This window comes from Streptomyces tanashiensis (assembly GCF_014648895.1).
GTDB classification, from domain to species: Bacteria; Actinomycetota; Actinomycetes; order Streptomycetales; family Streptomycetaceae; genus Streptomyces; species Streptomyces tanashiensis.
The window spans coordinates 77454-101339 of the sequence record NZ_BMRZ01000022.1 but is presented as its reverse complement, the minus strand read 5'-3'; the positions used below and the strand labels follow the sequence as shown (position 1 = coordinate 101339).

The window sequence follows — 23886 nt, the reverse complement described above, 5'->3', positions numbered from 1 at the left end:
CGATGACTGACGACTGAGGCCCTTCCTCCCAGTACTGCCTCTCTGCACACCGGCTCTGGTCGGGGCGCTCCGCCCTGCCCAGAGCCGTCCGCATGTGGTCTGCGGGGGGTCGGCGGCTTCGTAATTCCTCTCCGTTGGTCGGGTCTGCTGCCCTATCGTCCGGGCATGGAGTCACCTATTTCGTTCGAGCATCTGGCCACTGGTGCACGGCACTTCGCGCGCCTTGCGCTGGACGCGCATGCCCGCGGGGAGACGGAGGTCTTCCTCCTGGAGGCGGGCGTCAGTATCGAGCGGCTGGCCAAGGCGGCGCTCGTGCGGGTGAACCCTGTGCTGCTTGTGGAGCTGTCCAGTCGCCAGGATGACGCGCTGCTTCACCTGGCCGGCGCTACGGCCCTGCCGAAGAAGCTGCGCACGATCGGGGCCCAGGGAGCCATCGAACGGCTGCGGAAGATGGACGTGCTGCCTCCGAAGGACGAGGAGCTGGACACGCTGATCCAGCTCCGCAACGGTGTCGCGCACCTGGGTACCAGCGTGCCGGAGGACTACCTGGAGCCATTCGTCGAGTCGGCCTGTCTGCTGCTCGACCACATGAGGATCCCCCGGGAGAGGTTCTGGGGGCCGTGGGACGAGCTGGTGCGCGTTGCTCTGGATGACCGTGCCGACCGGCTGCAGAAGGACGTCCAGCTGCGTCTGCACCAGGCGTCCTTGCGGGCTCAGGCCCGGTTCGCGGACATGCCGGAGGGGACACCGGATCACCTGGCCGCGATCGTCGCGCAGCGCGGGCTTGTCGTGGTGGAGGTCGACCGGGCCGGCGGTCCGCTGTTTCAGGCGCTGACGCGGTGTCCGGCCTGCCGGACTGAGGCAGCGGCCCTGTTCCTGAGGGCGCCGAATACGGCGTTGCTGTTCGACATGGAGCTGACGGCCGAGGGGCTGCTGTGTGATCTGTGCCAGCTGCGTCTGGTCACCACGGAGGAGGTGGGCCTGGCCGGGCTGGCTACGACGGCCCGGTACACGGCCGAGGATCTGATCCAGATCGGCGGTCAGGGCGGTGCGCCGGCCACGGACGTCGTCTCGTACGCGATGCGGCGCCTGCCCGACGACAGCTTCTGACCGCCCATGCGGCCGCCCGCAGGACCCCTTATTCGGTGAGGGCCGAGGGTGGCCGCGCGAGCTTGCGGAGCCGACCCGGTCAGGTGCGGGTGCCGAGGGCGACAGCAGCTGCGGCGGCCCCGAGCACGGCGAGCAGGGCGAAGAGCTGGGGTGTGCCGCCGAGAGGTGGGGCGAGGAGGGCGGCGGCGAAGGGGGCGAGGGCGGAGGCGGTCATGGCGGGTGCGCTGAGGATGCCGGAGAGGCGTCCGTAGTGGGTGGTGCCCCAGCGGTCGGTGATAGCGGTGGCCTGGAGGAGGGTGAGGTTGCCGCGAACCACGCCCGCAACGACCGACACGACGATCAGCAACCCGTACGGCCCGGGGACGACCGCGAAAGCGGCGGTGGTCAGGGCGCCGAGGACGATGAGGACGACGGTGCGGGTGGTCGTTCCGGTGCGGCGGGCGAGGGTCGCGTAGAGGGTGCGGCCGAGGGTCTGGCCGGCGCCGCCGAGGCCCAGGGCCCATGCGGCCTGGCTGGTGGTGTACCCGCGTTCGAGCAGGAGCGGGACGAGGGTGACGACGACCGCGTACATCGCGAACGCCGAGAGCAAGAATGCCAGCCCGAGCAGAAGGAACGGGCGGCTGCGCACGACGTCTTGCGGTGTCGAGGACACGTCGGAAGGCGCGGGCGGCCCTGGCGGCCAGGGTGCGCGCAGGGCGAGCGCGTGGGCCGGGATCGTCACCGTGGCGAGGAGCGCGGCGAGGACGAGGTAGGTGGTGCGCCAGGTGAAGTGGTCGGCGAGGGCGGCGGTGAGGGGTGCGAAGACGGTGGAGGCGAGGCCGCCGGCGAGGGTGACGATGGTCAGGGCGCGGACGTGGTCGGGGGCGAACCAGCGGGTGATGGCGGCGAACGCGGGCTGGTAGAACGTCGCGGCCATGGCGAATCCGGCCAGGATCCAACCCGCGAAGAAGACTGGCAGGTTCGGCGCCATGGCGACGACCACCATGCTTGCGGCGCCCGCGGCTGATCCGGCGGTCATGACGGTGCGGGGCCCTCGGTGGTCGATGATGCGGCCGACGCGGATTCCGGCGATGCCGGAGACGATGAGGGCGAGCGAGAACGCGGCCATGGTGGCGGTGCTGGACCAGCCGGTGTCGGCGGTGATCTCGGGGTTGAGGACGGGGAAGGCGTAGTAGACGATTCCCCAGCTGGTGATCTGGGTGGCGCACAGTGCGGGCAGGACGGCGCGTGGCCGCGACCGGTCCCCTGTTCCGGTCGCGGCCTCGCGGGTGTGGAGGTGTGTCATCAGGCTCAGCAGCAGCTGCCGGCGGTGGCCGGTTCGGCCTGGGCTTCGGTGGTGGCCGGGCTGGAGCAGCATGTGCTGGCCGGCTGCTTGGAGAGGGTGTCGGCGTCGGCCTTGACGACGTACACCTCCCACGGTTCGCGACCGGGGCCGTGGACCCACACCTTGTCCTGGAGGGCGTAGCAGCAGGCGGTGTCGTTTTCCTCCGTCGTCGCGAGGCCCTCCTGGCTCAGCCGTGTGGCGGCGGCATGGACGGCTTCGGTGCTGTCGACCTCCACTCCGAGGTGGTCCAGGCGGGTGTCCTCGCCGCCCGTGCCCTCGATGAGGACGAGCTTGAGCGGCGGTTCGGCGATGGCGAAGTTCGCGTAGCCGTCGCGGAGCTTGGCCGGCCCGGTGCCGAAGAGCTTGGTGTAGAAGGCGATGGATGCCGCGAGGTCGGGGACGCGCAGGGCGAGTTGTACACGGGACATGACGGTCCTCCTGCTGTCGGTGCGGATGGGCGAGGCAGGTCAGCAGCCGCCGGAGTTGGCCGGGGCGCCAGCGCCGAGCTGGATGAGAGCGGGGGTCGGGGCGCAGCAGCCGCCACCCTCGGCCGGCTCGTCGGTCTGGGGCTGGTCGAAGAGGCCGGCGCCGCCACAGACGCCGGTCTCGGGGAGCACGAGTTCGACGCGCTCGGCGGACTCCCGGTCGCCCGCGATGGCGGCGACGACGGAGCGGACCTGCTCGTAGCCGGTGAGGGCGAGGAACGTCGGCGCGCGGCCGTAGGACTTCATCCCGACCAGGTAGACGCCCTCCTCCGGGTGCGCCAGCTCCTTCACTCCGTGCGGGTAGACCGTGCCGCAGGAGTGCTGGTTCGGGTCGATCAGCGGCGCGAGCTCGACGGGCGCCTGGAGGCGCTCATCCAGGCCGAGGCGGAGCTCGTCGAGGAAGGTGAGGTCGGGGCGGAAGCCGGTCAGGACGATGACCTCGTCGACCGCGTCGAGGCGGCGGCCGTCTTCCGCCACCAGGACCAGACGGCCCTCGGCGTCACGCTCGATCGCATCCGTACGGAAGCCGGTCACGGCGTCCGCGTGGCCTTCGTCGACGGCGGCCTTGGCGGCGAGGCCCAAGGCGCCGCGGGCGGGGAGCTGGTCGGCGGTGCCGCCTCCGAAGGTGGAGCCGGAGATGCCACGGCGGAGGATCCAGGTGGCGTGCGTGTCGACACCGTCGTCGGACTTCGCCAGGTCGGCGAGCAACGCGAGTGCGGTGAAGGCGGAGGCGCCGGAGCCGATGACGGCGGTGCGCTTCCCGGCGTAACGGGTGCGGGCGGCCGGGTCCTTCAGGTCGGGGACGCGGTAGGAGATCCGGTCCGCGGCCGCGCGCTCGCCGAGAGCGGGGAGGCCGTCGCCGCCGGCGGGGCTGGGGATGGACCAGGTGCCGGAGGCGTCGATGACGGCGCGGGCCAGGATGCGCTCCTCTCGGGCGTCGGCGTAGGTGACGTAGACAGTGAAGGGCTGGCTCTCGCGGTCGGCGTCGACGATCCGGTCACGGCCCGAGCGGGAGACGCCGGTGACCCGGGCCCCGAGGCGGACCTTGTCACCGAGGACGTCGGCGAGCGGCTGCAGGTACCGCTCGGCCCAGTCACCGCCGGTCGGGTACGTCTTCTCGTCCGGCTTCACCCAGCCGGTGGGAGCGAGGAGCTTCTCGGCCGCCGGGTCAGTGACCTCACCCCAGGTGGAGAAGAGCCGCACGTGCGCCCACTCACGTACCGCCGCACCGGCCGCTGGTCCGGCCTCCAGGACCAGCGGTTCGAGGCCGCGCTCGACAAGGTGGGCGGCGGCGGCCAGGCCGGCCGGCCCGGCCCCGATGACCACGACGGGCAGCTGCTCGGTGGCGGTGGCGTTCATGACGATCCCCTTGCTTCGACACTCGTCGATCTCTTGCGCCTTCAGCATGGCACCTGTTTCGATGAGCGTCAACATAGACATGCATCGATACGGAGGGGTGTTCATGGAGTACATCGACGTCGCGGTCATCGGGGGCGGCCAGTCGGGCCTGGCTGCCGCGCGCAGCCTGCTGGCGGATGGGCTTCGGCCCGTGGTCCTGGAGGCATCGGAGCGGGCGGCCGGATCGTGGCCGCAGTACTACGACAGCCTCACCCTGTTCTCGCCTGCCCGGTACAGCTCACTGCCGGGCCTGCCGTTCGGCGGCGACCCGGACGTCTACCCGCACCGGGATGAGGTGGTCGCCTATCTGCTCCGGTACGCGGAGCACCTGGACGCCGACATTCGCACCGGACACCGCGTCGCCGCGGTGCGGGCGGCCGGGGAGGGCTTCGAGCTCGACGTCGCCGGCGGCCGGACGCTGGGCGCCCGCGCGTCGCGGCCACTGGCGGCTTCGGCCGGCCGAACCGCCCGGCCCTGCCCGGGCTCGACACTTTCAATGGCGCCTTGCTGCACGTCTCGCAGTACCGCAACCCGGCGCCGTTCGCGGGGCAGCGGGTCGTGGTGGTCGGGGCGGGGAACTCGGCGGTGCAGGTCGCGGCCGAGCTCGCGCAGGTGGCGCGGGTGAGTCTGGCTTCCCGGGCTCCGGTGCGATGGTTCCCGCAGCGGCCGTTCGGTCGGGATCTGCACTTCTGGCTCACAGCCACCGGCCTGGACGCTGCGCCGCTGGCGCGCTTCCAGCGGCGTCCGGCGTCGATGGCAGTCATCGACGACGGCCGCTACCGGGCCGCGCTCGCCGCTGGCCGGCCGGACCGGCGCCCGGTGTTCACGCGGGTGGACGGCCCCTCGGTCACGTGGGCTGACGGAACGGCGGAGGACGTCGACGCGATCGTGCTGGCGACCGGGTACCTCCCCGACCTCGACTGCCTCACTCCGCTCGGCGCCCTAGACCGATCGGGCCGGCCCCGACACCGGGACGGTGCTTCCCTGATCCATCCCCGCCTGGCGTACGTGGGGCTGGAGTGGCAGCGGAGCCTGTCGTCCGCGTCCCTGCGCGGCGTCGGCCGCGACGCCCAGCGGGCGGCCCGGCGGCTGGCCCGGACCCTGCGCCGCCCGTGACCCCTGGGCTCTTGCTTCGACATGTGTCAACATAGACGTATGTCGAATGTGAAGGTGTTGCCGCTGCTTCAGCCCGTCGTGGAGCCGTGCTGCCCGCCGCTGACGGAACGGCCGCTGACGGCCGAGGAGGCGGAGCGGACCGCGATCATGTTCAAGGCGCTCGGCGACCCGGTCCGCCTGCGGCTGTTCTCGGCGGTCGCCTCGCACGAGGGCGGGGAGGCGTGTGTGTGCGACATCTCCGACGTCGGCGTCTCGCAGCCGACCGTGTCCCATCACCTGAAGAAGCTGAAGGAGGCCGGGCTGCTCTCCTCTGAGCGGCGTGGCACCTGGGTCTACTACCGAGTCGAGCCCGCCGTCCTAGCCGCCATGGGGGCGCTCCTCACCAAGGCCGCTGCCGCGTAGTCCCGGCAGGAGTTCGGACTTGCAACCTGTACCCAGGTACAGGTTTACCGTCGGAGATGCGCCGCCCCCGAGGGCGGAAGCGACGCGGACGGAAGGGGTCACGATGAGTACCTGGGTACCGGACGCTTGCACACTGCCCACCGCCGAGCTGCCGCTGCGGGTGGCTGAGTTTGACACGTTGTTCACCGAGCGCCTGACGGAGGTAGACCGGCCTGACCGCCTCCGGTTGCGCCTTGTGCTCGCCGGCGGTGACGGCGTGGAAGAAACGGTGCGCGACCTGATCGCGCGCGAGAGCGGCTGCTGCTCGTTCTTCACCTTCGCCATCAGCCCCGGCCCGGAGCAGATCCATCTGGACGTTTCCGTCGACGGCGCCCACGAGGCCGTACTGGACGCCCTTCAGGAGCGGGCCGCTGCCCGCCGGGATGTGCCGTGACCAGCGAGCTGCGCAGCGGGCAGGTCGCGGACGCGGCCGGGGTGAACATTCAGACTCTGCGCTATTACGAGCGGCGCGGCCTACTGCCCGCACCCGACCGCAGTCCGGGCGGGCACCGCCTGTACGGCGAGGAAGCGGTCACCGTGCTGCGGGTGATCAAGGCCGCCCAGCGGCTGGGCTTCACGCTGGAGGAGGTCGCCGAGCTCCTGGAGGCCGGCCGTCACCGGCACGGGCGTCCGGTCGCGGGGCTCCAGGAACGTGCTGCGGCCAAGCTCGCCGAGGTCGACGCGAAGATCGCCGATCTCGCCACCATCCGCACCGCTCTGTCCGCTGCCGTCGAGGCGGGCTGCGACGACCTGACCGTGTGCGCCTCCAGCAGCTGCTGCCCCATCCCCTTCACCGACCTCGCCGAGGAGAACCGTCATGCCGGACCCTGCTGCTGAGCCCCGCACCGGACGCGTCCCGACGGCGCTCGGCGGCCTGTCCGCCCTTGCCTGTGTCGCGTGCTGCGCGCTGCCCGTCCTGATCACGGCGGGAGTCCTCGGCTCAGGCGCTGGTGTGGTCGTGGGCTGGTTGCCTGGCCTCGCCGTCGTCCTGGCCGTGCTCGCCGCGGGAGCCTGGTGGCTCGACCGGCGCCCCGGTCCCTGTTCCTGTGCACCGAAGACGACGGGTGGAGGCGGATGCGCCTGCACGACGTCCTCCGACCCACTGAAGATCAGCGGTCCCGGCCGCCAGTAGGCTCACCGATCATGACCGTCGCACGTTCCGTTGCTCTGTTCGTCCTCGCCGCCCTCTTCGAGATCGGCGGCGCCTGGCTCGTCTGGCAGGGCATCCGCGAGCACAAGGGATGGATCTGGATCGGCGCCGGCGTCATCGCGCTGGGTCTGTACGGAGTGGTGGCGACCTGGCAGCACGACGACAACTTCGGCCGGATCCTCGCCGCCTATGGCGGCATCTTCGTGGCCGGGTCGATCGCCTGGGGCATGGTCGCCGACGGCTACCGGCCCGACCGCTACGACGTCATCGGTGCACTGGTCTGCCTCGTCGGCATGGCCGTCATCATGTACGCGCCCCGCGGCAACTGACCCTCAGCATCCCGCGGTGCCCGGCGGCATGGTTCCGGCCGGTCCAGCAGGCAGTCTCCCGGTCGAGAGGGCCAGTTGGCAGACTCCGCCCTATGACGATCAATACCGTGCATGCGATCTCCGTGGTGCCGCTGACCGCCGCCTACGCCGAGCAGGTCCTGGCGATCTATCAGGCCGGGATCGACGAGGGCAACGCCACCTTCGAGACCACCGCCCCGACCTGGGCGGAGTTCGACACGGCCAAACTGCCCGAGTACCGCTTCGCCGCCCTGGACGCCGACGGCACCGTGCTCGGCTGGGTCGCCGCCACCAAGGTCTCCGACCGCTGCGCGTACGCAGGCGTGGTGGAGCACTCGGTGTACGTCCACCCCGATGCGCGTGGCCGGGGCGTCGCCACGACGCTGCTCACCGCGCTGATCGAGTCCACCGAGGCGGCGGGGATCTGGACCATCCAGTCCGGCATCTTCCCTGAGAACACGGCCAGCCTCGCCGTGCACGCCCGCGCGGGCTTCCGGGTCATCGGCTCCCGTGAGCGCATCGGCCGGCTCCACGGCGTCTGGCGCGACACCGTCCTGGTCGAACGCCGCAGCCCCCACATCGGCTGACGGGCCTCAGCCGCGCTCGCCGAGGGTGAGCTGGCGATGGTGGAAGTCGAAGTGCTGGGTGGGGTACCGGTAGAGGTCCGCGAGGGTCATGAAGTCCTTGAAGAAGGGGTCCCACCGGACCGGGTAGTGCATGCCCCGCGCCAGATCATGCTCGGACTCCTTTGCGAGCCGCCGCTCCAGCGAGCCGGTGATCCGGTCGAACGCGATGCCCGTCCTTCGGGGCCCGAAGACTTTCACGGCCCCGCACGGCCCGAGGTAGTTGATCTCGTCGAAGGGCCGCGTCCCCGCGTTCAGCACTCGGGCGAAGCCCTTGCTCGCGCTCCGCGGCAGTCTGCTGAAGGCGCGTGCGAGGCCCAGCAGGACCCGGGTGACGAGGTAGCCGAAGAGCATGTGCCACAGCAGTTGCCCGTTGGTCCACTGAGTGCCGTTGGTCGGGCGGGCGAGGTCGGCCAGCGTCGCGTCGTCCAGGAGCGCGTGGAAGGTCCGGCGGGCCCTGGCGTACTCGTCGAGGACGGCCTGCCGGTCCAAGGCTGAACGATCGCCCATCATCGCGCCGCTCCTGTTCGGAGCCCGGGGGCCCGGGGCCTGGATGATTCCCGCCCGGATGCGCCGTGGAACCCGACGCTCGGCTTCAGTCCTCGGCGAGCAGCGGTCCGAAGGTGCGTGTTGCGATGGCGGCGGCCTCGGCCTGGCTGGTGATGCGGCCGGGGATGTCGGGGTGCAGGCGTGCCCACGTCTCGGCGGTGGAGTGGTCGGCGAAGAAGTTCAGGGCGTCGCAGCAGATGTCGGCTGCCGGGCCTTGTCCTGGTCGTCGGCCGACGAAGACGACCGAGCCCGCGGGCTCCCACCGCGTTGCGCCGCCGGTGAAGGAGACCGTGATCGGGTGACCGCTGACTGGGTCCGAGGAGGTGATCCGGATGTCCTGGTCGAGCATCGCGGCGATGCCGAGGGCGTCGATCGCGCACATCGACCACGCCTCCACCCCGTCGCCGAGCCGGACACGGTGAGGCGTCTCGACCGCGGAGAAGGGGTACGCGGCTCGCACACTGCCTTCGGCGTCGAGGGCGAGGAAGTCCTCGGCGTCGAGCTCGGCAAGGACCTCCGGGGCCGTGCGGCCGGCCTCGGCGGCAACCGCTTCGAGATCGGACGCGTTGGGTGCGGAGCCGGTGGTGGCGAAGTGCCGCAGAACCGCCTGGTGGACTGCGCGCAGCCCCCGCTCGGCAGGGGCCTTGCGCCCACGTCCCGCCCGCCCGATCGGATCAAGGAGATCGTCGTCGCAGCACTCCATCGCGACGGCGAGCGCCTTCCGCAATGTCTCGACACTGGGCGCACCGCCTACCCGGCCTTCCTCGTCCCGGTACAGGCGGCAGGAGACGCTGTCCGGCGCGCCGGGCACGGCGAACGGGTCGACACCGTCGACGAGGACGGTGGGCGAACCGGTCATCCCCCACCGGGCGGCCTCCGCCTCGTCTCGTAGCTCGACCAGCTCCACTTCCGCCTCACGCCCGTCCAGCGCGGCGGTGATCCGATCCAGTGCGAGGGGCGCATTGGGGCAGTCCGGCACGGTCAGCACGGTGATCCTCAGGGCGTTCATGGGACGACCGTAGACCTTCCAGTGAGCTGGAAGGTCAAGCCGTACGCTGGCGGTATGCGTATCGGAGAGCTCGCCACGAAGGCGGGGCTGTCGACCAAGACGATCCGCTTCTACGAAGAGTCGGGTCTGTTGCCCGCGCCCCCGCGTACCTCCGGCGGCTACCGGGACTACCCGGCGCAGGCCACCACTCGGCTGTCCTTCGTCCGCGACGCTCAGGCCGCCGGGCTTACCCTCGGCGAGATCCGCTCGGTGCTCGCCCTGCGCGACAGCGGCCAGGCCCCGTGCACACAGGTCGGCACGCTCATCGACCAGCACTTGGCCGATATCGAGCGCCGCATGAGCGAGCTGCGTGAGGCCCGCGCCGCGCTGCGCGAGCTGTCCCGCCGGGCCGCTGCGACCGACCCGGACACGTGCACGGACGGCGACATTTGCACCATCCTCACGCGCCCCGCCGGCTCACATGGCGCCGAGTAGGCCGGCGATCTGGCGGGCGGCTTCGCGTGCGGGGCGGCCGGCGCCGATGAGGGTGGCGGAGGCGGGGCCGGTCCAGTCGCCGTAGCCGAGGAGGTGGAGGCGGGGTTCGGCGAGGGCCTGGGTGCCGTGGGTGGGGATGTGGCCGCGGGGGCCGCGCAGACCGAGGGGTGCGAGGTGGGCGAGGACGGGGCGGAAGCCGGTGCACCAGATGATCGCGTCGGCCTCGGCGGACATCCCGTCCGCCCACTCCACTCCCGTCGGAGTGACGCGGGTGAACATCGGTTGGGCCTTGAGGAGTCCGGCGTCGCGGGCTTCGCGGACGGGCGGTACGGCGACGATGTCGCCGAGAGAAGCCACGCCACCGGTGTCTGTACGGCCTTCGTCGAGGGCACGGCGCCGAGCGGTGGCGTGGTCGAAGAGGGCGCGGCCGTCGATGTCGTCGGCGAGGTAGCGGGGTTCGCGGAGGGTGACCCAGGTGAGGTCGGTGTCGTACGCGAGGTCGGCTGCGATCTGGGCGCCGGAGTTCCCGCCACCCACGACGATCACACGCTGCCCGGCGAGGTCGGTCGGGCGTCGGTACTCGACCGTGTGGAGCTGGGTGCCCTGGAACTCCGTACGTCCCGGGACGGCCGGAACGAACGGTCGCCACCAGGTGCCGGTCGCGCTGATGACCGTACGGGTGCGCCAGGTGCCTGCATCGGCCTCGACGCGGAGGAACTCGCCGTCGCGGTGGACCGCTTCGACGCGGACGGGGCGCACGACGGGGAGCTCATAGCGCTGCTCGTAGTCGGAGAGGTACGAGACGACATGTGCGGCGTCCGGGTACGTCTCGCCCGACTGTGGCGGCATGAGCCGGCCGGGCAGAGAGGAGTACGCGGCCGGGGAGAAGAGGTGGAGGGAGTCCCAGGTGTGCTGCCAGGCGCCACCCGGAGTCTCCTGCGCGTCGAGGATGACGAAGTCCGGGCCGAGGCGGCGCAGGTGGTAGCCGGCGGCGAGCCCGGCCTGGCCGCCGCCGATCACCACCACGTCCACGACCTGGGTCACTCGGCGTCCGTCTTCCCGCGCATGAAGATGACCGCGACCAGAGCGAGACCCACGGCCGCGCCGATGATCTGCATGCCGACGAAGGCGGGGACGGAGGCGGGGGCGATGCCGGCGAAGGTGTCGGTGAAGGCCCGCCCGATCGTCACCGCCGGGTTCGCGAAGGACGTGGACGAGGTGAACCAGTAGGCGGCGCCGATGTAGGAGGCGACCGCGACGGGCGCGAAGCGGAGCCGGTCGGTACGGGCCAGGCCGAAGATCAGCAGAATCAGGCCCGCCGTCGCCACGACCTCGCCGAGCAGGAGGTTCCCGGCGGAGCGGTCGTGCGTGGACCACTTCACCAGCGGCTCGCCGAACATCGCGTCCGCCAGGATCGCGCCTGCGATCGCGCCGACGATCTGGGAGGGGACGTAGACGGCGAGCTCGCGTGCGTTGACGCCGGCGCCCCCGCGGCGGGCGGTCCACCACTCGGCCAGGGTGACGGCCGGGTTGAAGTGCGCGCCGGAGACCGGTCCGAGGAGGGCGATGAGGACGCCGAGGCCGAAGACGGTGGCGGTGGAGTTGGCGAGGAGCTGCAGCGCGACGTCGTCGGTGAGCTGGGTGGCTTGGATGCCGGAGCCGACGACGATGGCCACCAGCGCGGCGGTGCCGACGAGCTCGGCGGCGGCTCGTGCGGCGAGCGGGGTACGGGGCGGGGTGGCGCCGGGCGCGGGCTGCGGCGACGTGTCGGTTGCTATGGCGTCGCTCGCAGCGGGCTCGGTGGCGGTCACGGGCGGGTACTCCTCGGCAGGTGAGGCGAGAGGCTAGGGGCAGGCTCTCTTGGCGTCGGCATGGGCGCGGGCGGCTGCGGCCAGGTCGGCGAACTGACCGGCCAGGGCCTCGATGACGTCCGGCTTGAGCCGGTAGTAGGTGAACCGGCCGCACGGCTCCGTCTCCACGACCCCGGCCTCGCGCAGCACTCTCAGGTGGTTCGAGAGGTTGGTCTGCTTGGCACCGGTCTCCTCCACGAGGTGGGTGGTGCACAGCGTCTCGCGGGCGAGCAGGGTCACGATCTGGAGGCGCAGGGGATCACCCAGTACCCGGATCAGATCAGTATCGACTGACGTCATCATGCGCTGATACTCTCACGTCACCCGGAGCTGATACCAGCCTGGGCTGACCTCTTTGAACCCGCCGAAGGGGGTTCTCACCATGGCCGAGTCCTCGTACCCGGTCCTTCCCGACGAACGTCTCGCGGCCGGTGTCGCCCGCCTCGTTGTGCGTCACCAGGGCCGGTACTCGGTGGAGACGGTACAGCGGCTGGTAGCTGACTCCTACGAGCAGCTCGCCGCGAACGCGCACGTCCGTACCCACCTCGTGGTGCTGGCCGAGCGGTTCGCCGCCGAGCGTCTGGACGCCCTCGCGCATGTCGAGAACCCGACTGGCGGCGACAGGACGCGGGTGCTGTTCGTGTGCAGCCACAGTGCCGGCCGCTCCCAGCTGGCGGCAGCCCTGCTCGCGCACCGGGCCGGAGGCGACGTCATCGTCTCCTCTGCCGGTGCCCACCCCTCCGGCTCCGTCGACCCGCACGTGGTCCGGGCGCTCACCGAAGCGGGCATCGAGCTCGACGAGGTCTATCCCAAACCGCTGACCGACGAGGTCGTCCAGGCCGCCGACATCGTGATCACCATGGGCTGCGGCGACGCGTGTCCCGTGGTGTCCGGCCACCGCTACCTGGACTGGCCCGTGCCCGATCCAGGCGGGGCCCGATCGCGGTCGTGCGTTCCATCCGCGACGCCATCGACGCCCGGATCACCACCCTGCTGGACACCCTGCCCAGCACCTGAAGCTTCCCGTCCCCGCACCGCGCTCCATCCCTGCCTAAGGAAGAACCGATGACCGCTCCGCTCGCCTCCGTGCTCTTCGTCTGCGTCCACAACGCCGGCCGCTCCCAGATGGCCGCCGGCTTCCTCGACCACCTCGCCGGCGACCGCATCGAGGTCCGTTCCGCCGGCTCGATCCCGGGCGACCAGGTGAACCCGGCCGCCGTCGAGGCGATGGCCGAGGTCGGCGTCGACATCTCCGACCAGAAGCCGAAGGTCCTCACCACCGAGGCCGTCCAGGCGTCGGACTACGTCATCACCATGGGCTGCGGCGACGCCTGCCCGATCTTCCCGGGCAAGAAGTACTTGGACTGGGCGCTGGAGGACCCGGCCGGCCAGGGCGTCGAGGCCGTCCGCCCCATCCGCGACGAGATCAAGACCCTCATCGAGGGCCTCATCGCCGAGATCGACGCGAAGCAGGAGGCGTAACCCCCGTGACCGAGCCCACCACCGACGACGTCCGTGAGGTCATCGTCATAGGCTCCGGCCCCGCCGGATACACCGCCGCCCTCTACACCGCCCGTGCCCAGCTCAAGCCCCTGCTGTTCGGCAGTTCGATCTTCGTCGGCGGCTCGCTCACCACCACGACCGAGGTCGAGAACTTCCCCGGGTTCCCCACCGGTATCGACGGTCCGGACCTCATGGACAACATGAGGGCCCAGGCGGAGCGCTTCGGCGCGGAGATGGTCGACGATGACGTCGTCTCCGTCGATCTCACCGGCGACATCAAGGAAGTCACCGACAGCGAGGGAACGGTCCACCGCGCCAAGGCCGTGATCATCGCGACCGGCTCCGGCTACCGCAAGCTCGGCCTGCCGAACGAGGACGAGCTGTCCGGCCGCGGTGTTTCGTGGTGCGCGACCTGCGACGGGTTCTTCTTCCGTGACCGCGACATCGTCGTGGTCGGCGGCGGCGACACCGCCATGGAGGAGGCCACCTTCCTCACGCGCTTCGCCCGCTCGGTCACCGTCGTCCACCGCCGGTCGACCCTGCGCGCCTCCAAGGCCATGCAGAACCGGGCGTTCGCCGACGACAAGATCTCCTTCGCCTTCGACAGCGAGATCGCCGAGATCAAGTCCGAGAACGGCATGCTCGCCGGCGTCGTCCTGCGCGACACCTTCACCGGCAAGACCCGCGACCTCGACGCCACCGGCCTGTTCATCGCCATCGGCCACGACCCGCGCACCGAACTCTTCACCGGCCAGGTCGACCTCGACGACGAGGGCTACATCAAGGTGGAGTCCCCCTCCACCCGCACCAACATCCCCGGTGTCTTCGCCGCGGGCGACGTCGTCGACCACACCTACCGCCAGGCCGTCACCGCCTCCGCCAGCGGCTGTGCTGCGGCCCTCGATACGGAGCGCTACCTCGCTGCCGTCGTCGACCAGGTGAAGAGTGCCGTGACTGTCTCGGCCACGGCGTGAATCACCGCGGAAGCGGCCAACGGCGCAAGACGCGCCGATGAATCCAGTTGCCTGAGAGCTCCGGCCCATCGCGTTCGTTCGGCACGCGATGGGCCGGAGCTCGTCGTGCATCCATGTGGTCCGGGATGTGGGGCTTGACCGCGGCAGTGCTTCGGCCCAGCGTCCAGCGCCCGGGCACACCGTCAAGCAGCGGCGGGTGGGCCGGTCATCAGGGCGTGCCCATGCCGTAGAGAGTGGCCTGCGTCCCCGTATCCTCACGGGTTCTTCACGGGATCGAGGTCCGTCGCGGAAACAATGGGACCTCCGACCAGCGTTATTGCTCTCCTGACCGGGAAGGGGAGGTGTCGGGGCTGAGACTGTTCCACGCGACGAACGGCGGCATGACACAGGTCGTACCGCGTCTAGCCGAGGTCGAATCGGATGTGCAGCACCTCGTTGAGGCGCACATGGAGACGATGCTGGGCGTTCGCTTCCTAGCGAGCGAGTACAGCACCGGGCCGGTGCACGGAGGCCGGATCGACTCGGTCGGGATCGACGAGAACGGCTCCCCGGTGATCGTCGAGTACAAGCGTGGGACTGACCCCGGTGTGATCAACCAAGGGCTCTTCTACCTGGCCTGGCTCGTGGACCACAAGGAGGAGTTCCGGCGCCTGGTCCGTGATCGCCTCGGGGCCGCGGTCGCCGCGCACGTTCTCTGGAGCGAGCCGAGGCTGGTATGCGTGGCCGGCGACTTCACCCGGTACGACATGCATGCCGTGCGCGAGCACCGGCGCAGCATTGACCTGGTTCGCTACCGCTTCTTCGGCAAGGACCTCGTCGGTCTGGAGACCGTGGCCTCCTTTTCGGCTCGAACGTCTGCACCGAAGCGGGTGCGCCGCGGTGCTGCTCCGCACCCGCCCGTCAAGGGTCGGCTCGATGCGCTGGCATCAGCGACCGACGAAGTTCTGCTCGGCCTCGGCGACGGCATCACCCGAGTCCAGCGCAAGCAGTACCGCGCCTACCAGCGCCTGCGGAACTTCGCATGCGTCTGCCCGCCGCAGAAGACCAAGCTCCTCGTCTACCTCAGGGCGGACCCGAGCGCAGTCGACCTCGTCCCCGGGTTCACTCGGGATGTGACGGGACTCGGACACCACGGCACGGGCGACCTGGAAGTACAGCTGCGCTCCGAGCGAGACCTTGAGCGAGCACAGGACCTGTTCCGCGCGAGCTACGCGGCGTCATGAAGTGCTGGCGGTCGCCTGTCCGAGAGCGCCTTGGCCCCTCGGCTCGAAGCGCGACGGTCATCACCAGCCAGCGGGTTTGGCAGTGCCCATGGCGTGGGTGATCGTGATCTCGATGACGACGCGGTTCGGGTTGACCCGCGGAGGCTTGTAGCGCTTGGCGTAGCGGCGCTCTGCCTCCGCGACGGATTCCGGGTCGTCCTTGATGACCGCTGTGCCTTCCAGGGTGCACCAGCGTCGACCGTCGGCTTGGCCCACGGCAGCTCGGGCCCCGGGGCCGGCGGCGCGGACGTTGCGCACCTTCTTGCTGGCACCGTCGCTGATGACTCGGGCGATCCGGGTCTCGGGGTCGTACGTGACGCCGACGGGTACGAGGTGCGGCGTGCCGTCGGGCCGGTGGGTGGTGAGGAAGCACACCCGGCGTTCCTGCCAGAAAGCGTCGCCGCCATCAGCGGTGGGCGAGGTGTCGCGGTTCAACGTGAGTCTCCTCAGTACGTGCGGTGCGCTGTGCAGCCTCCGTTTCACGTCCCGATGTGGGTGGTGGTCGGTGCCTGCGCTTCGACGGTACGCGAGGACACCTTCGGTCACAGGGTCCGCCCGGCGGTAGGTCGGGCGGAGGCGGAGCGGACTGCAGCGACGGTTGTGCTCGGGCGGTGCGGTCCGGCCCGGGTGGACACCCCGGCCCTCGCCTCTTGTGCCGGGGCGGCCAGCGGGGTGGTGGCCCGATGCCAGCGGGTCCGTATCGCAGTCAGGTCGGCGAGGGCGCGGCGGCTGCCGGTGATCAGTTGATGGACGGTGGTTGCTTTGTCGTCGGTGTAGGCACCGATTCGACAGGCGATCTCACTGGCCCGCGCGAGGAGGGCCCGCTCGATGACCCTCCGGCCCCAGTGCTCCGGGGAGCCCGCTGGCGCGGACATGAGCGTGACCACCTCGTCCGGCGTGAACCCTGAGGCAAGGAGCCCCCGGTGCTGTGCTTCCCACAGCACGGTGATCGGGTCGACTGGATCACCCCGGCGGGACAGGGAGTTCAGGCATCGCCAGAGCGCGCCGTGAGACGACGAGGCGAAGTCGTCGCTGGTCAGCCAGCGCATCTCCTTGATGGCCGCCGGCCACACTGCAGCGCTCGCGAGCAGCATCCTTTCCTCATCCATTACTTCCTCGTCCGTGCTACGAGCCGTTGCCAGCGGCACGGTCGTGCGGGGCAGGGAGCCGGGGTGGGAGGGGAATCGCCCGGAGAGCTCGTCCAGGTGCTCTGCGAGCGCGTCCGCGCGCGCGAGGACGACCGCTGCCCGGTCCGGCAGGGCTGTGTCGGCCGCGGCCCGCGCGAGGTGCTCGGAATGCAGGTGGATGGTTCGGCGGGCGTGCTCCGCTCGGACGATCGCGGCGTATGCGAGCGCGTGCCCGACCCGAGGGCAGGCCGAGATGAGTGTGTGCAGGTAGGAGCTGGTCAGGCCCGGCGCGTTCGGCAGCGCCGCCTCCAGGACGGCGTTCACCCAGAACGGACCGGTCTGGTGGCGGACGGGATCGGGGGTCGGCACGCGAAGCATCGCGGAGAACAGCTCCCCGTGCGAGGCGTTGGAGAACGCATCGGCCTCGAGTAGCTCAAGGTCGGTGAGTAGGTCCGGTTCGAGCAGGAGGGCGCCGAGGAGGGCCTGCTCAGCGTAGTGCACGGGGTGCGGTCCGGGCGGGTCGTACGAGATCTCGTCGTCGTGCGGGTCGGTGGCGCGCTGCATCAGGCGGCCAGTGTGAAGTGGTCGGGGTCGAAGACGACGCCGAGGTGAGGGGCGAGTAGGTGTCCGGCTAGCCGGGGTGGGACTGCATTGCCGATCTGGGAGAACTGCTGGCCCTTGGTCCCCTGCCAGGGGTAGTCGGCGGGGAAGGTCTGGAGGAGGCCGGCCTCGGCGGAGGTGATCCGGATCGGCTCCGGACAGGCAGACGTGTCGCCGGCCTGAGCGTCGGTCGAGGGGGTTGCGACCCACGTGCATTCGTTCACTCGGTGCCCGAAGAACAGGGTCCCAGCAGGTTCGTCGGCCGAACGGACCGTCGCGTTGGTCTGGTTGTTGCTGCGCAGCGACCACGACCAGCGGTGCGCCTCGGCAGTGAACGTCGGCGCCTTTGCATCAGCGGACAGGTCCTCGCGCATGCCGTGCCGAGAGGTCCTGCCGGATAGCGCCCTCCGGGACCACGGCACGACCCCGTCCGCTCGGGGCGCCCAAGCACCTCGGTCGCGAGCTTCGGCGAGGGCCTTGCGCGCGCCGGAAGGGAAGGGCTCGGCGCCGCCGCCCGGTCCTCCGCCTGCGCAGACGGTGGGGACGGGGCGTTCGGTGGCGCCCCAGCCGAGGGCCTCGGCCATGGAAACCCAGCGCTCGCGGCCCGGCCCGAACAGCGACTCCGGCTCGGCGAGCCGGGCATGCGTCGGAGCGGGCGGCTCGGCGGTGCGGACGCGGGAGGCGAGCAGGATCGCCCGCTTCCGGGTCTGCGGGACACCGAAGTCGGCCGAGTTGAGGATGCCGGTCCAGACAGACAAGCCCCAGGAGCGCAGGATCGCCGCGTACTGCTTCCACAGCGGCAGGACGTCAGGTACCTCTTCCATCGCGATCCACTCCGGCTCCCCGACCGAGTTCAGAGCGTGGAGGTAGCGCATTGGCTCCGCCGCGAGCAGAGAACGCTCGTCGCGGCAGGCGGCCAGGAGCTTCTCGCGGGTGTCCCGTCCGGCGGCGAGGTCGGCGACGGCCTGGTGGACGAGGGGCTGGTCGAGCAGGCCAAGGCGCTTGCCGGCCATGGAATACGCCTGGCACGGCGGCGACGCGATGAACCCGTGGGTCCGGCCGGTGAACGGCCACACCGGGTAGGTGGCGACATCGGTACGGATCGTCAGTAGGCCGGCTGCGGCGCGGGTGCGGCAGGCCCACTCGTCCCACTCCAGGCCGATATCCCGGACACCGAGGATGCGCAGGGGATGGCTCCAGCCGCCGGGGCCCGCGAACAGGTCCAGGACAAAGCGCTTCATGGCGTAGGGCCGAAGTCCGTCTGAAGCGGCTCGACTTCGCCTTCGGGAGGATTCCCGTCGCGGACAGGGCGATCATGGTGCTGGACTTGATTCCCGCACCGAGGGAAATGTTCGCGGAGCTGGGGCGTGGCGGTAATAGGTATGTCCTTGTGCTGGATCTTTGGGCGCAACAGCGACCTGGTCGGCGGGGACCGAGTGGCCACGGCGGGCGGGGACTGCGACGGGCTCCGAGATCGGTAGCCGAAGGGCGAACCTGGGGCGACCGCCTCGGTGTGGCGTCACCGCCCAGCGCCCGTCCGGGCATGCGCCCTCGGCCTGCTCGGCACCGACGTCGCGATGGCGGGGCGGCTGGGCTTGTGGGGAGAGGCGGCGAGGAGCGCCTGGATGCCCGCAGAGGTGAGCCGGATGGCGGACCGACCCTCCTGGCCCGTGAGCGGGGTGAGGGTCAGCAACTCCTTGGCGGCGAGCGCGTCGATAGTGGCGGTCCGTACGGAGGCGTTCAGAGGACTCTCCAGCTCACGGACACCGTGGCGGGCAACACGGAACACGCCGTCCCCTCGCGCCAGCGAGGCGAGACCCTTCCGCTGGGCCTCGGTGACCTTGACCGCGCTGCCGCTCGGACCGAGGTTCTCCCGTGCGGCGCGCGCCTGGGCGTAGAGGTGTCCGTCGTGCCGGAGCAGTGCAGAGCCGACTTCCTGGCAGGTCACCGGTGCCCTGTACAGGTGGATTCGTGCCTGCTCCAGCAGGCGATCGGCGGTGGTTGTGTCGCCGTGGGCGAGGGCGGCGATGCTGTCGGCCGCCCGCAATGCGGCGGAGGTTGTTGCCTCGGCCAGGCGACGGAGGAGAGAGACAGCGTCGAGGCCGTCGACGGTGGTCGTCGCGTTGCTCAGGGCGGCTTTGGCCAGCAGCCTGGCTGCATGGAGTGACGTCTGGTGAAGCGCGCCGCCCGTATGAACCGCGTCCTGCAGCCGCTCGGGAGCCGTGCCGCGCCGCTTGAGGTCGTCGAGCTGATCGCCGGAGTCCAGCAGGTACCGGGTGAGGGCCCAGAGCTCCTCGTCGCTTGGTCCGAGCGGATAGGGGTGAGCCAAAGAAGAGAACTCCTTGATCTGTGAACGTGACGGCAAGTGGGTGGCATGCCGTGTGTGCCGGTCTGACCAGGGCTCGAGCGGTGTCGCTGAGAGCCGTCGTCGAAGAAGTGACGTTCGACTGCTAAGACGCCCGGCCGTAGTCGTCCTGGCGCGGGGCGTCCTTGGCGACTGCGCGGGCCGTGATGGTCTTGGATGCGCGGTCGGAGGCAGCGGCGAGCTCGTCGGCGCCGGGTTCGAGATACCAAGGGCGGAGGTCGAGCATCGCGACGCGCATGCCGGTTGCCAAGCACAGGGCGGAGCCCTTGGGCAGGGCGCGGATTGCGTCCGCGGGCAGGATTCGTTCTTGCCGCGTCGAGACCGATGTCGACTTGCCGGAGTCGGAGATCGAAGTGGAGGTGGCTTCCACGTCGTGGTCGCCGATCATCCGGGACAGCTTGTCGGCGAAGTCCGGGTCGTCGATGCCCGAGCCGATGACTTTGACGGTGGCAGCGCTCCACATCGCGTCCATGCCTGCGTCGCCCCAGACTTTCTGACCCTGCCGGTACGACTGGAGGATGGTGATCGGGATGATGCCGCGGGACCCGAGATGGGAGTACAAGTCGGGGAGGTCCGAGATCTTGCAGACATTGGCGGCCTCGTCGAGGATCGCGAGCATCGGCGGGTCGAGACGGCCACCGGCCCGCTCGGCCTGGGCGGTTGCGGCTCGCATGACGGAGTCCGCGCACGCCGCGATCAGAGCGCTCGCTCCGGCGCCGCCATCCTTCGACAGGAGGAAGAGGGTGTCGTTCGAGGTCACGAACTCGCCCGGGCGGAACTCAGGGATGCCCTTCTGCGGGGTGACCCAGGCGGCGATCTCCGAGTTCAGCAGGGCGGAGGCGTACTGCCTCGCCGTCTCGTAGATCCCGTCGCGGGTCTCCGGCGGCCCTTCGACGGTGCCCTTGAGCTGGGAGGCGACGGCAGTGAACTTGTGGTCCCGCAAGATGTCGAGCGGGGTTCGGTCGGCGGGGAAGGCGAGCCACTGCATCACGTCGGTGATCGGCCGCTCGTCCAGGGCAGCGGCCAAGAAGAGCTGCGACAGGATGTTGCTGCCGGCCTTGGACCAGAAGTCGCCCTGCTGGGAGGCGTCGACCGAAGCGGCGAGGAAGTGACCGGCGAGCCGCCCGGCACCGTCCAGGGTCTTGGCGTCGGCGAGCGGGTTCCACCACATGCTCCGCGCGGCGTGGGCGATCTGCTGAGGGTCCATCGACCACACCCGACCCACGCGGCGCCGAGCGTCCAGACACGTGGTGAAGGCGTCGCCGGCGGCCTTGTTCGAGGTCAGCAGCACCGGGCCCGGCGCGGCGAGGATGGAGGGGATCGCGAGGGAGGTGGTTTTGCCCGAGCGTGGGGCCATGATGGCGACGGCGACGTCTTCGAACCCCATCCTCACTTCGCGACGGGTGCCGGCGAGGTTGCCGAGGAGGATGCCTGTGTCGCCTGGAGCGAGCGTCTTGGCGTTCTTCAGGCTTGGGCGCAGGGAGCGTGCCTTGGCCTCGATCGCCTTCGCCAAGAGCGGCTCGATGTCGCGAGCCTTCGCCATCCCGTCGACCTTCTTCTTCCGCCCGCCGGCGGAGTTCCTGTGCCGGAGCCACAGGACACCGACGGTGATGGCGAGGAGGAACGTCAGGGCTATGGGGATGATTCGGGTGCCGACGAGCAGGGACGCTTCTCCGGCGTCTGGCCAGAGCCGTTCGGGGTGGAGTAGGGCGTGGGTTGGCTCGTACGGCGCCCACGGGCCGGACCCGGTGGCCCACGAGATGAGATTTCCTGCCAGCCAGGCGATGTTGGTGAGGGGAAGGCCGACAGCGAACGTGCCTATCAGGACCTTCAGGGCTATGTCGTAACCATCGGAACTGGACGAGGTAGAGGAGGGCAAGAGGCGGCGGTTCCTTGAACGGGGGCGGGCCCGGTGCGTCGCGTGCAGTGCAGTCAGCGTGTGCGGCGACGAGGTGCCTGCGGCCGGGTGGGCGGCGAAGGCGGGGGAGTGCCGGCGCGGCGGGACGCGAGGAAGTCGACGCGCTCGCGCAAGGCGTAGCCGACCTGATCGGCCGGCCATTCCTGCCAGCGGAACGCGATCCGGCTGCGACCGAGGGCAGGACGCTGCTCGGGCGAGCGTCGTAGCGGTTCGGGATCGGACAGTGCCCGGGTGAAGGCGGCTACGAGGCGGACGGGGGCGTTGCCCCCGAAGCGGGCCTGCCAGATCTGGTGCTCGGGATCCTGGCTGAGGGCCGCTTCGATGGACCAGTGGGCGCTGCCGCTGTAGTTGAAGCGATCCACTCGGACGATGCCATCCGGTGAGGCGAGCCCGCCCTCCTTGGCCCGGCCCCATCCGGCCCACAGCAACGGCTCGTTCGGATCCGAAGCCGCTCTGGCGTTGAAGCCGGGGTCTGTGAGGGTGTCGGTGACGGCCGCAATCAGCTCGACCGGGGTACGGGCGCCGAAGGATGCGTACCAGCTGGGCCCGTCGGAGCCGCCGGAGTGGCTCAGTCGCCACCACGGCGCGTCCGGGGTGGGTTCGAGACGCAGCAGCGTCTTCTGGTCGGGGCTGCTGAGAACGACCTGGGGCAACAGCGGGTCGTGGCCGTGGCTCCAGCCGGCGGCTTCGTGGAGTGGGGCGGTGACCCAGGTCGGATCTCCCGGGCCGGCGAGGTAGCGGGGTGAAATGAGCACCTGCTCGACGCCGCTGCTCATCCGCGCCTCCCCGCTGCACGACCAACGACTTTTGGTGAGACGGCAGGGCTCGGCGTGGAGGTCAGTACTCGGGACGGGGCCGTAAGAGCGAGGGCGTGGATCTCGACCAGGGCCTGGCCCTGGGCGGACCAGGTGTCGAGGTAGGACCACGCCTCTTCGTTACGCTCGGCGAGGGCGTCGTCGAACTCTTCGGTTCCTGGTGCCGCCTCGCTCGGCCATGAGTCACGCGCATCCAGCCACTCGTCCTGCAGCGTCTCCAGCTGCGCGAGGGCAGTGGTGAGTTCCGAGAGCTGCCACACCCAACGCGTCTGGATCACCGCGGGGTTGAGGAGCTGGAGCTGGACTTCGGCCGTGGCGAGCATGTTGCGCGCTGCAGGGCGGATCCGCTGGAACGAGCGCCACGTCTCGGCGTCGCGCCGCATCATGCGCCGGCCGTACGAGAGTGGGTCGTGCGGCCAGCCATCGGGGTCGGTGTGCTCGTCGGAGTAGGTGTCCCAGTCGGCGAGAATCTCGCGGCTCTCCATCAGGAACAGCTCCAGCTGCCGCAGGAGCAGGCTGTGCGTCTCGGAGGAGGTGCTGGGGGTGGGAGCGGGCAGGACAGGACCTCCTGTGGGGTCGGGGTGACGATCTAGTGGCTACGAGTGGGCCGTGGGGGTGCGTCGACGGGCGGCGCTGCTGCGGTGCTCGCGAGAAGGGCAGTACGGGAGTCGGCGCTCCGTGGCGTCCCCTCGGGAGAGTAGGGCGGGGGCTTTCGGTAGCGTCCCAGGGTCATCCACCATCGATGGGAGAGCTGTACTCGTGGACCTGGGCATCATCGGGCAGGCGGCCGGGCTGTTCGCGGTAACCAACATCGACGACATCCTCATCCTGGCGCTGTTCTTCGCCCAGGGCGCCGGGCACCCCGGCGCTGCTCGCCGGATCGTGCTGGGCCAGTACCTGGGCTTCGTCGCGATCCTCGCGGTCGCGGTGGCCGCAGCGTTCGGCGCCACGTTCCTGCCCGAATCGGCCATCCCCTATCTCGGTCTGCTGCCCCTCGCACTCGGCCTCAAGGCCGCCTGGCAGGCGTGGAAAGACCACCGCAGCGGTGACGACGAGGAGGAGACGCCGGCCAAGGAAGGCGGGCCCGGCGCGCTGGAGGTCGCCGCGGTCACTTTCGCCAACGGCGGCGACAACATCGGTGTCTACGTTCCGGTGTTCGCCACGGCCGGCGTCGGTGGGATGAGCGTGTACGCCGCGGTGTTCCTCGTCCTGGTGGCGGTGTGGTGCTTCGCCGGCCGGTTCTTCGCCACCCGACCGGTCATCGCCAAGGCCCTCGCCCGATGGGGACACATCCTGCTGCCGTTGGTCCTGATCACCATCGGCCTGCTCATCCTCATCGAAGGTGGCGCCTTCGGTCTGTGACGCCGGTTGCCGGGGTCGGCCAGATGGCGGGCTCGACCCTGAGCCGAGCTTGTCTGGTCCTCCGTAAGGCCGTGAGGGCCAATC

The 23886-nt window shown here is 70.4% G+C and carries 29 protein-coding genes and 1 pseudogene; 15 read left to right on the top strand and 15 right to left on the bottom strand.

The features are described 5' to 3' along the window. The first annotated feature begins 165 nt into the window (after positions 1-165). Positions 166-1110: a hypothetical protein gene (locus IE237_RS37320; RefSeq protein ID WP_189806640.1), complete on the top strand. Its 945-nt coding sequence runs from the start codon at positions 166-168 to the stop codon at positions 1108-1110. Positions 1111-1189: 79 nt separating this feature from the next. Here the strand turns inward: IE237_RS37320 and IE237_RS37315 are convergent, their stop codons facing one another. Genes IE237_RS37315 through IE237_RS37305 form a run of 3 tightly spaced genes read right to left on the bottom strand, consistent with a single transcriptional unit; the run spans position 1190 to position 4278 of the window. Further along, positions 1190-2395: an MFS transporter gene (locus tag IE237_RS37315; protein ID WP_189806639.1), complete on the bottom strand. Its 1206-nt coding sequence runs from the start codon at positions 2393-2395 to the stop codon at positions 1190-1192. A gap of 5 nt (positions 2396-2400) precedes the next feature. Next, positions 2401-2862, bottom strand: coding sequence for an ArsI/CadI family heavy metal resistance metalloenzyme (locus IE237_RS37310; protein WP_189806638.1), 462 nt, complete (start codon positions 2860-2862; stop codon positions 2401-2403). A gap of 39 nt (positions 2863-2901) precedes the next feature. After that, positions 2902-4278, bottom strand: a complete 1377-nt coding sequence (locus tag IE237_RS37305; RefSeq protein ID WP_189806637.1) for an FAD-dependent oxidoreductase — start codon at positions 4276-4278, stop codon at positions 2902-2904. Here IE237_RS37305 and IE237_RS41585 point away from each other — a divergent pair. The 8 genes and pseudogenes from IE237_RS41585 to IE237_RS37270 form a co-directional block, all read left to right on the top strand. After that, positions 4238-4663 (top strand): annotated as a pseudogene (locus tag IE237_RS41585) (NAD(P)-binding protein); the annotation flags it as partial. The gene IE237_RS37305 and the pseudogene IE237_RS41585 overlap by 41 nt on opposite strands. Positions 4664-4791: 128 nt before the next feature. Then, positions 4792-5433: an NAD(P)-binding domain-containing protein gene (locus IE237_RS41580; RefSeq protein ID WP_308433154.1), complete on the top strand. Its 642-nt coding sequence runs from the start codon at positions 4792-4794 to the stop codon at positions 5431-5433. A 39-nt stretch (positions 5434-5472) separates the two neighbouring features. Next, positions 5473-5835, top strand: coding sequence for an ArsR/SmtB family transcription factor (locus IE237_RS37295; protein WP_189806636.1), 363 nt, complete (start codon positions 5473-5475; stop codon positions 5833-5835). Positions 5836-5938: 103 nt separating this feature from the next. Beyond that, positions 5939-6268, top strand: a complete 330-nt coding sequence (locus IE237_RS37290) for a hypothetical protein (protein WP_189806635.1) — start codon at positions 5939-5941, stop codon at positions 6266-6268. Then, the gene (locus IE237_RS37285; RefSeq protein WP_189806634.1) at positions 6265-6711 is read left to right on the top strand and encodes a MerR family transcriptional regulator; all 447 of its coding nucleotides are present in this window, start codon (positions 6265-6267) and stop codon (positions 6709-6711) included. The genes IE237_RS37290 and IE237_RS37285 overlap by 4 nt, the downstream gene beginning before the upstream one ends. Next, positions 6692-7006, top strand: a complete 315-nt coding sequence (gene merT / locus IE237_RS37280) for a mercuric ion transporter MerT (protein ID WP_189806633.1) — start codon at positions 6692-6694, stop codon at positions 7004-7006. The genes IE237_RS37285 and merT overlap by 20 nt, the downstream gene beginning before the upstream one ends. An 11-nt stretch (positions 7007-7017) precedes the next feature. Next, positions 7018-7353, top strand: coding sequence for a YnfA family protein (locus tag IE237_RS37275; protein WP_189806632.1), 336 nt, complete (start codon positions 7018-7020; stop codon positions 7351-7353). A gap of 92 nt (positions 7354-7445) precedes the next feature. Next, complete coding sequence (locus IE237_RS37270) at positions 7446-7958, top strand: GNAT family N-acetyltransferase (RefSeq protein ID WP_189806631.1); 513 nt, start codon at positions 7446-7448, stop codon at positions 7956-7958. A gap of 6 nt (positions 7959-7964) precedes the next feature. Here IE237_RS37270 and IE237_RS37265 read toward each other — a convergent pair whose 3' ends face one another. Next, complete coding sequence (locus IE237_RS37265; protein ID WP_229843923.1) at positions 7965-8486, bottom strand: DinB family protein; 522 nt, start codon at positions 8484-8486, stop codon at positions 7965-7967. A 103-nt stretch (positions 8487-8589) separates the two neighbouring features. Continuing rightward, positions 8590-9552: an organomercurial lyase gene (merB, locus tag IE237_RS37260; RefSeq protein WP_229843922.1), complete on the bottom strand. Its 963-nt coding sequence runs from the start codon at positions 9550-9552 to the stop codon at positions 8590-8592. Between the two features lie 54 nt (positions 9553-9606). Between merB and IE237_RS37255 the strand changes: the two genes are divergently transcribed. After that, positions 9607-10026, top strand: a complete 420-nt coding sequence (locus IE237_RS37255) for a heavy metal-responsive transcriptional regulator (protein ID WP_189806630.1) — start codon at positions 9607-9609, stop codon at positions 10024-10026. Here IE237_RS37255 and IE237_RS37250 read toward each other — a convergent pair. From IE237_RS37250 to IE237_RS37240, 3 genes are read right to left on the bottom strand one after another with little or no spacing between them, the layout of a single operon-like run. Further along, the gene (locus IE237_RS37250) at positions 10009-11070 is read right to left on the bottom strand and encodes an ArsO family NAD(P)H-dependent flavin-containing monooxygenase (protein ID WP_189806629.1); all 1062 of its coding nucleotides are present in this window, start codon (positions 11068-11070) and stop codon (positions 10009-10011) included. The two genes, IE237_RS37255 and IE237_RS37250, sit on opposite strands and share 18 nt — an antisense overlap. After that, the gene (locus IE237_RS37245) at positions 11067-11837 is read right to left on the bottom strand and encodes an aquaporin (RefSeq protein ID WP_189806628.1); all 771 of its coding nucleotides are present in this window, start codon (positions 11835-11837) and stop codon (positions 11067-11069) included. The genes IE237_RS37250 and IE237_RS37245 overlap by 4 nt, the downstream gene beginning before the upstream one ends. Positions 11838-11870: 33 nt before the next feature. After that, a complete protein-coding gene (locus IE237_RS37240) occupies positions 11871-12179 on the bottom strand; it encodes an ArsR/SmtB family transcription factor (RefSeq protein ID WP_189806627.1) in 309 nt (102 codons plus the stop codon). Between the two features lie 79 nt (positions 12180-12258). Between IE237_RS37240 and IE237_RS37235 the strand changes: the two genes are divergently transcribed. From IE237_RS37235 to IE237_RS37220, 4 genes are all read left to right on the top strand, one after another. Continuing rightward, the gene (locus IE237_RS37235; protein WP_229843921.1) at positions 12259-12945 is read left to right on the top strand and encodes an arsenate reductase/protein-tyrosine-phosphatase family protein; all 687 of its coding nucleotides are present in this window, start codon (positions 12259-12261) and stop codon (positions 12943-12945) included. Next, a complete protein-coding gene (locus tag IE237_RS37230; protein ID WP_189806626.1) occupies positions 12942-13358 on the top strand; it encodes an arsenate reductase ArsC in 417 nt (138 codons plus the stop codon). Before IE237_RS37235 ends, IE237_RS37230 begins: the two co-directional genes overlap by 4 nt. Positions 13359-13363: 5 nt before the next feature. Next, positions 13364-14353, top strand: coding sequence for a thioredoxin-disulfide reductase (trxB, locus tag IE237_RS37225; protein WP_189806625.1), 990 nt, complete (start codon positions 13364-13366; stop codon positions 14351-14353). 341 nt (positions 14354-14694) lie between these two features. Then, positions 14695-15576, top strand: coding sequence for a DUF5655 domain-containing protein (locus tag IE237_RS37220; RefSeq protein WP_189806624.1), 882 nt, complete (start codon positions 14695-14697; stop codon positions 15574-15576). Between the two features lie 60 nt (positions 15577-15636). On the opposite strand, the gene IE237_RS37215 is transcribed toward IE237_RS37220, so the two are convergent. The 7 genes from IE237_RS37215 to IE237_RS37185 form a co-directional block, all read right to left on the bottom strand. Next, positions 15637-16050, bottom strand: a complete 414-nt coding sequence (locus IE237_RS37215) for a TIGR03618 family F420-dependent PPOX class oxidoreductase (protein ID WP_189806623.1) — start codon at positions 16048-16050, stop codon at positions 15637-15639. Positions 16051-16157: 107 nt separating this feature from the next. Then, positions 16158-17306: a DnaB-like helicase N-terminal domain-containing protein gene (locus IE237_RS37210; protein ID WP_189806622.1), complete on the bottom strand. Its 1149-nt coding sequence runs from the start codon at positions 17304-17306 to the stop codon at positions 16158-16160. Continuing rightward, positions 17306-18583, bottom strand: coding sequence for a DNA cytosine methyltransferase (locus tag IE237_RS37205; protein WP_189806621.1), 1278 nt, complete (start codon positions 18581-18583; stop codon positions 17306-17308). Before IE237_RS37205 ends, IE237_RS37210 begins: the two co-directional genes overlap by 1 nt. A 278-nt stretch (positions 18584-18861) precedes the next feature. Then, positions 18862-19671 (bottom strand): hypothetical protein, encoded by an 810-nt coding sequence (locus tag IE237_RS37200; RefSeq protein ID WP_189806620.1) that lies wholly within the window; start codon positions 19669-19671, stop codon positions 18862-18864. A 121-nt stretch (positions 19672-19792) separates the two neighbouring features. Further along, on the bottom strand, positions 19793-21586 hold the full coding sequence (locus IE237_RS37195) for a type IV secretory system conjugative DNA transfer family protein (RefSeq protein ID WP_189806619.1): 1794 nt from the start codon (positions 21584-21586) through the stop codon (positions 19793-19795). A gap of 53 nt (positions 21587-21639) precedes the next feature. Next, positions 21640-22401, bottom strand: a complete 762-nt coding sequence (locus IE237_RS37190) for an SPDY domain-containing protein (RefSeq protein ID WP_189806618.1) — start codon at positions 22399-22401, stop codon at positions 21640-21642. Then, positions 22398-22925, bottom strand: coding sequence for a hypothetical protein (locus IE237_RS37185; RefSeq protein ID WP_229843920.1), 528 nt, complete (start codon positions 22923-22925; stop codon positions 22398-22400). The genes IE237_RS37190 and IE237_RS37185 overlap by 4 nt, the downstream gene beginning before the upstream one ends. A gap of 274 nt (positions 22926-23199) precedes the next feature. On the opposite strand from IE237_RS37185, the gene IE237_RS37180 reads away from it, so the two are divergent. Beyond that, a complete protein-coding gene (locus IE237_RS37180; protein WP_189806617.1) occupies positions 23200-23802 on the top strand; it encodes a cadmium resistance transporter in 603 nt (200 codons plus the stop codon). The last annotated feature ends 84 nt before the right edge of the window (positions 23803-23886 follow it).